This is a genomic window from Schumannella soli (assembly GCF_006517435.1).
Lineage (GTDB): Bacteria > Actinomycetota > Actinomycetes > Actinomycetales > Microbacteriaceae > Schumannella > Schumannella soli.
The window spans coordinates 301610-313186 of the sequence record NZ_VHQG01000005.1 but is presented as its reverse complement, the minus strand read 5'-3'; the positions used below and the strand labels follow the sequence as shown (position 1 = coordinate 313186).

The following is an 11577-nucleotide window of genomic DNA, read 5'->3' as shown; positions in this document are numbered from 1 at the left end:
TTATCGACGATCGATAAGAAAGGGAGACGGGATGTTCGGCAACTCCTTCGTGGGATGGCACCTCATGCTGGTGATCGGCGTGCTGCTGTTCTTCGCCGCGATCATCGTCGGCATCGTCCTGCTCGCACGGGTCGTCGCGCGCCGCGTCGCGCCCGACCCGGAGCGCGCGCGACTGCAACGCGAGGTCGCCGAGCAGCGCGCCCGCGCCGAACGCGCCGAGCGCGACAGCGACGGGCTCGTGTGATGGGCGCCACCGCGCCGACGCGCCGCCTCGGCGTCCGGGAGGCGCTCGCCGCCCGGGGCCTGGGCTGATGGCGCCGGCCGAGCCCGACGAGGAGGCGGGGCGCATCCACTGCCGACTCGACGAGCTGCTCGCCGAACGCGGGATGACGCTCACCCGGCTCAGCGAGCTCGTCGGCGTCTCGATCGTGAACCTCAGCGTGCTGAAGAACGACCGGGCGCGGGCGATCCGCTTCTCGACGCTGACGGCGATCTGCGACGCGCTCGACTGCGAGGTCGGCGAGCTGCTCGTCGTCCGCTGAGCGGGATCTCCGCGCCGGCGGGCTCAGCTCGCGGGCGGAGCCGCCTTCTCGGCGACGGGCGGCAGGCCGAGCTTCGCACGCTCCTCGGCCTCGATGCGGCTGTAGACCTTGCGCTCGGTGCGGTCGGCGCGGATGATCGCGCGGATCGTGAACCAGAAGATGCCCCCGACCACGAGCGTCGGCAGGATCGACAGCAGCGCGGTGTTCCAGGGGGTCATGCGCTCAGGATAACCCGGGCAGGATGCGCGTCGGCCCGGCGGCGGTCGGCGCTGCTCGGCGGCTGGGCCGGGTCAGCGCCCGACGCCGAGCGCGTACGCGACGGCGACCACGGCGACGATCACCACGAGGCCGGCGATCGCGATGAAGCGCGAGCTCTTGCGATCCACGTCAGAGGTCTCCGCGGGCGATCATGCCCGAGATGCCCGAGATGATCAGCCACACCGCCACGGCGGCGACGCCGACCCAGATGAGGATGCGCGCCATCGAGGGCTTCTGCGGCTGCTTGTCGCCGCCCGGGCCGTTCAGATCACTCACCCCGCAACCCTAACCGCGCGGATGCGACTCTCGGCGCGCGCTTACGCTCTCGGCTTCCGGGCGCCGCCGGCACGGCTCCGCTTCGCGGTCGGCTTCCGGTCGGCTGCGCCGTGGTCGGCCGCGCTGTGGTCGACTGCGCCGTGGTCGACCGCGCCGTGATCGACCCTGCGAGCGAGGCGCTTCGCATCCTCGAGAACCCGACGCAGCTGAGACCAGCTCGGCATCTCGAGCGTCAGCACGAACAGCTCGTCGTCGACCTCGAAGGCGAAGTCGGCGCGACCCGGGCCATCCGCGAGCAGCGGCTCTGCGCGGTGTGCAGGCGCGCCAGCCATCGGCTCGGGCACCGGGCCGACCTGCCGGTACGCCGACCGGCCGGTGATCCCGCTGCGGGTGGTGAACGAGTGGATGCGCGGAGCCGGACGACCGTCGCCCCGTGTCATCCACTCCCCCGGCGTGCGCGCGCCGCGCTCCTCGCGACCGACGACGCGGGCCGTGGCCAGCACGGGCGCATCCCAGCCGGCGAAGCCGAGGAAGCCGTCGACGCCCTCGGCCGTGCACCGCGCGCACGCCGCTGCGAGCGCCGTGGTGACGGCGGTGCGCTCGGCATCCGTGAAGCCGGTCGGCTGGGCCTGCTCGATCTCGCCGACGACGTGCGCGATCCACGGATCGGGGCGGGCGAGGCGCTGCACCTCGATCCATTCGGGCGGGGCATCCAGCGAGAAGCCGGCGGCGGCCGGGGTGAAGCGGTCGAAGGCGAAGCGCGGCAGCTTCGTCAGCACGCGGCGACGCACCGGAGGCGGAGGCTTCGGCGTGGGCGACTTCGTGCGCGCCCCGGCCACGACGCCGATCGCCAAGGCGAGGAGCGCGATCACCGCGTAGGGGGAACCGGAGACGCCGATCGGCACGCGCCCGGCGGTCAGGAAGCAGGTCAGGCCCCAGCTCGCGGCCGCGAAGGCGACCAGACCCGGCGAGATGCCGAGCAGAACTCGGCCCTGCGCCCGGGATCCGACGTTGCGGCGACCGGGCGCCCAGGTCACGACCGTCAGCACGCCGAAGGCGACGGCGACCGCGAGGAAGAACGGCCACGGCAGCGGGCCGAGGCCGAGCACGCCGCCGATCGTCGACCCGATCGGGCCGACCAGCAGCGCGCATCCCACCGCGATCGCGAATGCGACCGCGGCGACGCGGCCGACGGCGCGATCGCGGGCCAGCCGGTCGGAGGAGGTGGCGGTCATCGGGTCAACGCGCGACCAGCCGCCCGCCGCTGAACGCGGCCGTGGCCGCGAGCACCGTCTCGATGGGCGTGTCGATGCCCACCGAACCGAGACGCAGGCCGTTGCGCGCGATCTGCCGCCACTGGCCCGGAGTCACGTCGCTGCGCACGCCCGGGGCATCCGGATGCGCCGCCGGGTCGAGAAGGAAGCTGACGATGCGGCGACGCCCGCCGTCGCGCACCGTGACCCCCGCGACCGCCGCCCACGGCAGGAACAGCTCGCCCCAGTCCGCGGTCCACGACATCCCGTTCGCGTCGAGGATCAGCGGCCGCTTGACCGCGACGCGCACCGCGAGCAGCGACGAGAACCGCACGAGCGTGTAGATGAAGAACAGCGAAGTGAAGAGCAGGCCGCTGCCGGCGAGCATGCCGATCGCGAATCCGGAGCCGAAGCCGCTCGTCGACCCGACCGACATCGTGGATGCGGTCAGCGCCGCGACGGCGACCGCGCCGAACAGGGTGAGCGGCAATCCGATCCCGGCGATCACGAGCGACGGCCGGAAGGCCCGCCGCACGGCCGTGATGTCGGTGCCGACGACGAGCGGAGGGAACGAGGCCGGATCAGTCATGTGCTCAGTATCGAGCACGGCTCAGCCGCGCGACGATGGGGACGGGTGCCCGGCGTGGCGGCGGCTGCGCGCGGTCACGGTGGCTACTTGACCAGCGGGAACAGGATCGTCTCGCGGATGCCGAGGCCGGTCAGCGCCATGAGCAGGCGGTCGATGCCCATGCCCATTCCGCCCATCGGGGGCATGCCGTGCTCCATCGCGCGCAGGAACTCCTCGTCGAGGCGCATGGCCTCGTCGTCGCCGCGCGCGGCCTGCTTCGCCTGCTCGACGAAGCGCTCGCGCTGGATGACCGGGTCGACCAGTTCGGAGTAGCCGGTGGCCAGCTCGAAGCCGCGCGTGTAGAGGTCCCACTTCTCCACGACGCCGGGGGTGTCGCGGTGCTCGCGCACGAGCGGGCTCGTGTCGAGCGGGAAGTCCATGACGAAGGTCGGCTGCACGAGGTCGTCGCCCGCGAAGTGCTCCCACAGCTCCTCGACGTACTTGCCGTGCGTCGGGGTCTTGACCTCGACATCCAGCTTCGCCGCCAGCTTCGCCAGCTCGTCGACGCTCGTCTGCGGCGTGATCTCGACGCCGGCGTTCTCGCTCAGCGACTCGTACATGCGGATGCGCCGCCACTCGCCGCCGAGGTCGAACTCGGTGCCGTCGTGCAGGATCACGGTCGTCGAGCCGAACACGGCGCGCGCCGCATCCTGGATCAGCGTCTGCGTCAGCTCGGCGATCGACTCGTAGTCGCCATAGGCCTGGTACGCCTCGAGCATCGCGAACTCGGGGCTGTGGGTCGAATCGGCGCCCTCGTTGCGGAAGTTGCGGTTGATCTCGAACACGTGGTCGATGCCGCCGACCGCCGCGCGCTTCAGGTAGAGCTCGGGCGCGATGCGCAGGAACAGCTCGGTGTCGAAGGCGTTCGAGTGCGTCGAGAACGGACGGGCGCTCGCGCCGCCGTGGATCGTCTGCAGCATCGGCGTCTCGACCTCGGTGTAGCCGCGGGCGTCGAAGGTGCTGCGCAGGCTCTTCATGACGGTCGCGCGGGTCTGCACGACCTGGCGCGCCTGCTCGCGGCTGATCAGGTCGAGGTAGCGCTGGCGCACCCGCGTCTCCTCACTCAGCTCGGAGTGCAGGTTCGGCAGCGGCAGGATCGCCTTCGACGCGATGCGCCACCCGGTCGCCATGATGCTGAGCTCACCGCGGCGGCTCGAGATGACCTCGCCGGCGACGAAGAGGTGATCGCCGAGGTCGACGAGCTCCTTCCAGCGCTGCAGCGACTCCTCGCCGACCTCGGCGAGCGAGATCATGGCCTGGATGCGGCTGCCGTCACCCGACTGCAGCGCCGCGAAGCAGAGCTTGCCCGTGTTGCGCAGGTGCACGACACGGCCGGCGACGCCGACCTGCTCGCCGGTGCTCGCATCCGCCTCGATGTCGCCGAACCGCGCCCGCAGCTCGGGGATCGTGGTCGTGATCGGCAGGCTCACCGGGTAGGCCTCGTCGCCCTCGGCGATGAGGCGCTCGCGCTTGGCGAGACGCACGGCCTTCTGCTCGGCGATCTCCTCGGCGCTCGTCTCGGGCGCGCTCGTCTCGGGCGCGCTGTCTGCGGCCGGTGCGTCGGTGGATGCGGTGGGCTGGGCGTCGCGCTCGGAGGTCATGCTTCTCAGTTCGGTTCGCGGGCGGTTCAGGCGGTGGTGCCGGGGCGGAGCTCGAGGGTTCCGTTGTCGATCAGACGGGCCGGACCGACCTTCGCCGCGATGATCACGCGGGCCTCGCCCCGGAAGTCGTCGTCGACCGGGAGGAACGTGGCGGGGTCGACGATCCCAAGGTAGTCGAGGGCGGCGAGCGGCTCGGCCGTGATCACCGCCTCGGCGGCGGCGCGCACGGCGGATGCGGCGGGGCGGAGCGCGGGGTCGGCGGCCGTCGCGCGGGCCGCGGCGAGCGCCGCGCTGAGCACCCGGGCCGCGATGCGCTCGTCGTCGCCGAGGTAGCGGTTGCGGCTGGAGAGCGCGAGTCCGTCATCCGCCCGCACCGTGTCGACGCCGACGATGCGGCTCGGGATGTCGAGGTCGCGCACCATGCGCTCGACCAGGAAGAGCTGCTGCGCATCCTTCTGCCCGAACACGGCGACGGCGGGGCGCACGATGCCGAGCAGCTTCGCGACGACAGTCAGCATCCCGTCGAAGTGGCCGGGGCGGCTCGCGCCCTCCCACAGACCGCCGACCTCGCCGGCGGTGACGCGCGTCTGCGACGGACCGGCCGGGTACATCTCCTCGACGTCCGGGTGGAAGACCGCCGCGACGCCGTGCCCGGCGAGCGTGTCGAGGTCGGCGTCGAGGTCGCGCGGGTAGCGCGCGAGATCCTCGTTCGGACCGAACTGCAGCGGGTTCACGAAGATCGAGACCACGACCTCGCCGCCGGTCTCGCCGGCGAGTGCGGCCGCGTGATCGACGAGCGCGACGTGCCCCGCGTGCAGCGCCCCCATCGTCGGCACGAGGGCGGTGGTTCCGGCCGGGAAGCGCTCGCGCAGAGCAGCGATCGACGTGATCACCTCGGGGCGGTCGGATGCGGCGGGCACGGGGAACGATGGTAGTCGCCTGGGAGCAGGCGAGTTCGCGTCAGCTTCGCGCGTAGCGTGCGTCGCAGTCGACGCGGGCGTGCTCCGGCCCGGGATGAGGAGGAGCGGTGCGCGCGGCTCGGCGCCCTGGGCTCCTCTCGCCTTCGCCGTGCTCGCGGCGGCGTTGCTGCTCACGACCCGCGCCCTCGTGTCGTGGTCGCTGACGGAGGCGCGGGGGATCTGACTGCGCGCCGCCGACGTCGGCGGCGCGTGTCAGCATGAAGGCGTGATCGATCCCGAGCCCTCCGCCGACTGGCGCGCGCGGCTCGGGCGGGGCGGGGCGAACGGATCGGGCACGGGCGGTGCGCGGGCGGGCGGCGCCGGGTCGGGCACAGCTGCCGCGGCTGGCGCGGCCGGGCCCAGCATCCCGCCGCCGCCGAACGCCGAGCTCGCGCTGCTGTTCCAGCTGCGGGCGATCACGCGCACCGGCAGCCAGTGGACGGCCCCGAAGGCCGAGCCCGCCGCCGCGCTCGAACCCGGGCGCGAGCACCGGCTCGCCGTGCGGCCCGCGCTGCGCAGCGCGACCGGCAACTGGACGACCGGATCCGTCGGCTGGGGCTCGCTCGGCTTCACAGTCGAACGGCTGCGGCTCGACCCCGCGCAGGTGCGCTGGTTCGGGCAGTTCGCCGCGCTGCACCGCGCCGGCTCCGACGGCTATCGCGCCCACGAACCCGACTGGCTGTACCTCGACGACCTCGCCGGGCCGGTGCTCTGGCCGCTGCTCGCCGAGGCGCAGCAGCTCGGCATCCGCTTCGCCGGCGGTGTGCGCGGTGGCGATGGCGAGGTGCGGCTCGCGGGCGCCGCCGACGTGACCGTCGAGATCCTGCCCGACCGGGATGCGCGGGGCGGGGGTGGCAGCGCGACGTCCGACGGGGCGAGCGGCGCGGCGACCGGCGTGATCGTCCATCCCGTCGCCCGCGTCGACGGCGCCGAGGTCGCCCCGAGCGGACTGCTCGGCGAGCAGGGGCTCTACGTCTGGGATGCGGGGCGCACGCCCGCGAAGAGCGGCAAGGCCCCGGCGCTGGCGAGCGTGCTGCTGGCGCCGTTCGCCGCGACGCCCTCAACCGCCTCCGGATCGTTCTCCGGATCCGCCTCCACGTCGGCGCCGACCCGCCGCCACTCCCCCGTCGGCGCCGCCGAAGCGCTGCGGAGCGGAACCGTGCGCATCCCCGCCGCCGATGCCGACGAGTTCTGGCGCGCCTGGTTCCCGCGGCTCGCCCGACGCATCGCGGTCGAGGGCGTCGGACTCGCCCTGCCCGAGCTGCGCGACGAAGCGGTGCTGATCGTCGAGCACGGCGCGCGCGACCGCATCGTCACCCGCTGGGAGACGTGGTTCGGCGAGCTGCGCGAGCCGCGCGATCCCGCGAGCGCACCGGTGCCCGCCGAGGTGCCGCCGCTGCTGCGCGGGGTCGACGCCGCCGAGTTCACGGCCGAGCGCATCCCGCAGCTGAAGCTCGACGGGATCCGCGTCGTCGAGACCGGCACCCGGCCCGCCTACCGCCGGCGCACCGAGACGCCCGAGCTGAAGCTCACGGCGGTCGAGAGCGAGCACCACGACTGGCTCGACCTCGGTTTCGTGGTCACCGTCGGCGAGTACACGGTTCCGCTCGCCAAGCTCTTCGCCGCGCTGAGCAAAGGCCGCACGAAGATGCTCATGGTCGACAAGAGCTACCTCGACCTCGACCAGCCCCTCTTCGACCGGCTGCGCGAGCTGATCGACGAGGGCGCCGAGCTGGATGAGTGGGAGACCGGACCGCGGATCAGCCGTTACCGCGCGACGCTGCTCGAGCCCTTCGAAGACCTCGCCGACCAGCAGCCGGACGCGCTCGACTGGCGGGCGACCGCCGCCGCGCTGCGCACCGCGCCGCGGCCGATCGATGCGCCCTTCGAGCTCACGGCCGAGCTGCGGCCCTACCAGCTCGACGGCTTCCGCTGGCTCGCCCACCTCTGGCAGCACCGGCTCGGCGGCGTGCTCGCCGACGACATGGGGCTCGGCAAGACCGTGCAGGCGATCGCGCTCATGGTGCACGCACGCTCGGGTGGCGCCGACGCGCGCTCGGACGGCGCCGACGGCCGCTCGGCCGCCGCACCCGCCGCCTCCACCGCTCCCCCGCACCTCGTCGTCGCCCCGTCGTCGGTCATCGGCACCTGGGCGGCCGAGCTCGCCCGCTTCGCCCCGGGGCTGCGCGTCGCCGTCGTCGACAGCACGCGGGCACCCGTACCCGACGACGTGGATGTGGTCGTCACCACCTACGCGGTGCTGCGCCTCGACGGCGGCGGGGCTGTGCATCCCGGCGTGCCGGACCGACGACGCCGACCCCGACTGACCACCCGCCGCTGGGACGCCGTCTGGCTCGACGAGGCGCAGTTCGTGAAGAACCCGGCGTCGCAGATCCACCAGACCGTCGCCGAGCTCGATGCGCCCGTGCGCTACGCGATCACCGGAACCCCGCTCGAGAACAGCCTGCTCGACGTGTGGGCGCTGTTCCGGCTCGTCGCGCCCGGGCTGTTCCCCTCGCGCATCCGCTTCGACCAGCGCTACATCAAGGTCGCGAAGAGCGAGCGGATCGACGAGCTGCGCCACCGCATCCGCCCGCTGCTGCTGCGCCGCACCAAGGCGGCCGTCGCGAGCGAGCTGCCGCCCAAACAGGAGCAGGTGATCGGCGTCGACCTCTCGCCCGAGCACCGCGCGCTCTACGACCGCTACCTGCAGCGCGAACGCCAGAAGCTGCTCGGGCTCGTCGACGATCTCGACCGCAACCGCTTCATCGTGTTCCGCTCGCTCACGCTGCTGCGGCTGCTCGCGCTCGACCCGCGGCTCATCGACGACGAGCTGGGTGCGCTGGATGCGACGCCCCAGCCGCCGCCGTACGGCGCCGCGGCGGAGCGGGCCGCCGCGCGAGCGGCCGAGGTCGCCGCCGCTCGGCCCCGGGCCGCCGGAGCCGTCCCCGGCATCCCCTCGGCGAAGCTGGATGCGCTGGTCGAGCAGCTCGACGAGCTGCGGTCGGAGGGGCACCGCGCGCTCGTCTTCAGTCAGTTCACCTCGTACCTGTCGCTCGTGCGGGCGCGGCTCGAGTCGGCCGGCATCGCGACCGAGCAGCTCGACGGGTCGACGCTGCGGCGGGAGGACGTCATCCGGCGCTTCCGCGAGGGCGACGCCCCCGTGTTCCTGATCAGCCTGCGCGCCGGCGGCTTCGGACTAACCCTGACCGAGGCCGACTACGTGTTCCTGCTCGACCCGTGGTGGAATCCCGCGGCCGAGGAGCAGGCGATCGACCGCACCCACCGCATCGGCCAGACGAAGCCGGTGAACGTCTACCGCATCGTCGCGAACGACACGATCGAGGAGAAGGTGCTCGCCCTCGGCGCGGCCAAGCGCCGCCTCTTCGACGAGGTCGTCGACGACGGAGAGCTGTTCTCGGCGCCGTTCACCGCCGACGACCTGCGCGGCCTGCTCGCCTGATCCGCGGCGGCTCCGCCGCATCCACGTCGTGCGTCAGTCGCGCGGCGGCTCGACCGGCGCGGGAGCGGCGCCGCGCAGGGCGTTGTCGACGGCCGAGCGCACGAGCGGGCCGAGCAGCCGGCCGGGCTCCTCGACGCCGATGCCGCGCAGCAGTCCGATCGACTGCTGCACGATCGCGGTCGAGAACGAGGATGCGGTCGCGATCGCCTCGGCGTAGGCGGGCCGGTCCTGCTCGGGCACGACGATCGGCTCGGCGCCCATCTCGACGGCGAGCGCCTGGGCGATCGGCAGCACGGGGGCGGGCGCCGTGACGGCGGCCCAGCTCTCCTGCAGGCGGGCGAGGTCGAGGCTCGTGCCGGTGAACGCCATCGCCGGATGCAGCGCCAGCGGGATCGCGCCGGCGGCCATCGCGGGCGCCAGCACGGCGGTGCCGTGACCGGGCGCGGTGTGCAGCACGAGCTGCCCCGGCTGCCAGCTGCCGGTCGCGGCCAGCCCGGCGACGAGTTCGGCGAGCTGGTCTTCGGGCACGGCGAGGATCACAAGCTCGCTGCGCTCGACCACCTCGGGAACCGGCAGCACCGGAACCCCCGGAAGCAGCGCATCCGCCCGATCACGGCTCTCCTGCGAGACGGCGCTGATGCCGACGATCGCGTGGCCGGCGCCGCCGAGCGCCGCGCCGAGCACCGGGCCGACGCGTCCGGCGCCCACGATCCCGACGCCGAGGCGACCCGAGCGGCGGTCGGGCGGGGTTCCGATGCCGCTCATGCGCGCTCCTCCGGCTCGCCCCGCACACGCTTGTCGGCAGAATCCGGTTCGTCTGCTGCCGAAGCGGCGGATGCCGGGGCGCCCTCCTGAGAAACCGCACCAGCACCAGCACCAGCACGGTCGATCACGAGCGGCGGCGCGCCGGCCGCGGCCGCGACGCCCCAGCGGTGCGTGGTGTCGCCGGCGGCCGCCGTGACGACCGAGGCGGCGACATGCGCGAACAGCGCCTCGGCATCCCGCACGTCGAGTGCGCCGAGCCGCGCCGAGATCGGCCCCTGCACCGTGTGCACGTCGACCACGCCGAGGCGCAGCGCCCGCGTGAGCGGACCCTGGGACGCGGCGACGCTCTGCACGCGCGCGAAGGGCACGATCACCAGCTCGCGCCAGATCGCGCCTCGGCGCAGCAGCACCGCGTCGGAGAGGTAACCGAAGCCGTTGCGACGCCACGAGAACCAGCGCAGCACGGCCGCCCGCCGCGGCGAGGTCGTGAAGTCGCCGGCGCCGCGGTCGCGACCGAATCCGCTCGCGAGCACGGGCAGCAGCTCGTCGGCGTCGTGGCCGGGCAGCAGCAGGTGCAGCACGCGCAGCGCGTCGTCGCGGCTGCCGACGGGCAGGACGATCGCGTTCTGCTGCTGCTGCTGGTTGCCGTTGCCGCCGTGCCCCGAGCGCGCGGCCCGGTTGATGCGGATGTGCCACCAGCCGAACGGCCGCCAGATCAGCGACTGGTTGACCGAGATCGAGTGGATGCGCCCCGGCGGGATCGTCTCGTTCGCCGTCGCGAGCACGCCGTAGCCGACGCGGATGCCGTGCTCGGTCGACGCGATCGTGTACCGCAGGAACTTGATCACCTTGCGCACCTGGTACGAGCCGAAGCCGAGCACGAGCGGCACCGCCGTGAAGAGGATCCAGAACTCGCCGCTGAGCGCGACGGTCACGATGCTGCCGGCGATGAGCAGCAGCAGCCAGAGCGTCGCGTCGCTGGCGATCGTCGAGCCGACGAGCCGCTTCGCCGACATCTCGACGACCGACTGCGGCGGCGCCGCGTTCGGGTCGAGCTCGGGCGCGAGGAACTCCTGAACGCGATCGTCGACGAAGCCGGAGAGGCGGGCGCTCGCGGTCGCCGGGGCGCCCGGAATGCCCGCCGCGCCGCCGCCGCCGGCACCGCCCGCACTGCCGCCGGCCGACGCCCGCTTCGCCGCCTGCACCCCCGACGCGAGCCGCAGGATCTCGAGGCGCAGCTCATCTGCATCCCGCGACCGCAGGTAGTCGAGCTTCACGTTGGCGTCGTCGCCGGCCACCTGCACCTCGAACTTGGCCGCACCGAGCAGCCGCGCGAGCACGGGTCGCGCGATGTCGACACCCTGGATGCGGTCGAGCCGCGCCTTGCGGTGGGTGCGGAACAGCACCCCGCTGCGCACCTCGACGAGCTCGGCGGTGACGCGGTAGGTGTGCATGCGCCACGACAGCCAGAACAGCAGGATCACGACGAGCACCAGCAGCACGAGCGCACCCAGCGCGAGCGGCACGTAACCCGAGCGGATGAGCCAGTCGAGCGGGTCGCCGTCGCGACCGGGTCCGCCGCCGCGCTGTCCGCGGCCGTCGGCGATCCCGATCACGAAATCGAGCAGCCGCTCGCGGAACTGCGCGAACAGGAAGCCGCCGACCGCGATCAGCAGAAGTCCGCCGCGCAGCAGAGGTGTGGCCGGATGCAGGCGGTGCCACTCGTCGTCGGCGAGCTCCCCGTCGGGCACGACCGCGCCCGGGACAGCTCCGCCCGGCGCCGCGGCGGAGTCGTCCGAGGCTGACGGCGAACCGGCGCCCGGCCCGTCAGC

General features: G+C 73.4%; 11 protein-coding genes. 3 read left to right on the top strand and 8 right to left on the bottom strand.

Features of this window, described 5'->3' with window-relative positions:
* Positions 1-31: 31 nt before the first annotated feature.
* The gene (locus FJ657_RS16500; protein WP_141164802.1) at positions 32-244 is read left to right on the top strand and encodes a hypothetical protein; all 213 of its coding nucleotides are present in this window, start codon (positions 32-34) and stop codon (positions 242-244) included.
* A gap of 67 nt (positions 245-311) precedes the next feature.
* Positions 312-542, top strand: a complete 231-nt coding sequence (locus tag FJ657_RS16495) for a helix-turn-helix domain-containing protein (RefSeq protein ID WP_141164801.1) — start codon at positions 312-314, stop codon at positions 540-542.
* A gap of 23 nt (positions 543-565) precedes the next feature.
* Here the strand turns inward: FJ657_RS16495 and FJ657_RS16490 are convergent, their stop codons facing one another.
* From FJ657_RS16490 to panC, 6 genes are all read right to left on the bottom strand, one after another.
* Positions 566-760: a hypothetical protein gene (locus FJ657_RS16490; protein WP_141164800.1), complete on the bottom strand. Its 195-nt coding sequence runs from the start codon at positions 758-760 to the stop codon at positions 566-568.
* 169 nt (positions 761-929) lie between these two features.
* Positions 930-1076 (bottom strand): hypothetical protein, encoded by a 147-nt coding sequence (locus FJ657_RS17135; RefSeq protein ID WP_181409021.1) that lies wholly within the window; start codon positions 1074-1076, stop codon positions 930-932.
* A 41-nt stretch (positions 1077-1117) separates the two neighbouring features.
* Positions 1118-2311: a hypothetical protein gene (locus tag FJ657_RS16485; protein WP_141164799.1), complete on the bottom strand. Its 1194-nt coding sequence runs from the start codon at positions 2309-2311 to the stop codon at positions 1118-1120.
* Positions 2312-2315: 4 nt separating this feature from the next.
* The gene (locus FJ657_RS16480; protein ID WP_141164798.1) at positions 2316-2918 is read right to left on the bottom strand and encodes a hypothetical protein; all 603 of its coding nucleotides are present in this window, start codon (positions 2916-2918) and stop codon (positions 2316-2318) included.
* Positions 2919-3001: 83 nt separating this feature from the next.
* Positions 3002-4558 (bottom strand): lysine--tRNA ligase, encoded by a 1557-nt coding sequence (lysS, locus tag FJ657_RS16475; RefSeq protein WP_141164797.1) that lies wholly within the window; start codon positions 4556-4558, stop codon positions 3002-3004.
* 26 nt (positions 4559-4584) lie between these two features.
* On the bottom strand, positions 4585-5478 hold the full coding sequence (gene panC / locus FJ657_RS16470) for a pantoate--beta-alanine ligase (RefSeq protein ID WP_141164796.1): 894 nt from the start codon (positions 5476-5478) through the stop codon (positions 4585-4587).
* Positions 5479-5743: 265 nt separating this feature from the next.
* Between panC and FJ657_RS17465 the strand changes: the two genes are divergently transcribed.
* The gene (locus FJ657_RS17465; RefSeq protein ID WP_255447406.1) at positions 5744-8980 is read left to right on the top strand and encodes a DEAD/DEAH box helicase; all 3237 of its coding nucleotides are present in this window, start codon (positions 5744-5746) and stop codon (positions 8978-8980) included.
* A 33-nt stretch (positions 8981-9013) separates the two neighbouring features.
* On the opposite strand, the gene FJ657_RS16460 is transcribed toward FJ657_RS17465, so the two are convergent.
* Positions 9014-9745 (bottom strand): Rossmann-like and DUF2520 domain-containing protein, encoded by a 732-nt coding sequence (locus FJ657_RS16460; protein WP_141164795.1) that lies wholly within the window; start codon positions 9743-9745, stop codon positions 9014-9016.
* Complete coding sequence (locus tag FJ657_RS16455; RefSeq protein ID WP_141164794.1) at positions 9742-11496, bottom strand: PH domain-containing protein; 1755 nt, start codon at positions 11494-11496, stop codon at positions 9742-9744. The genes FJ657_RS16460 and FJ657_RS16455 overlap by 4 nt, the downstream gene beginning before the upstream one ends.
* Positions 11497-11577 lie beyond the last annotated feature (81 nt).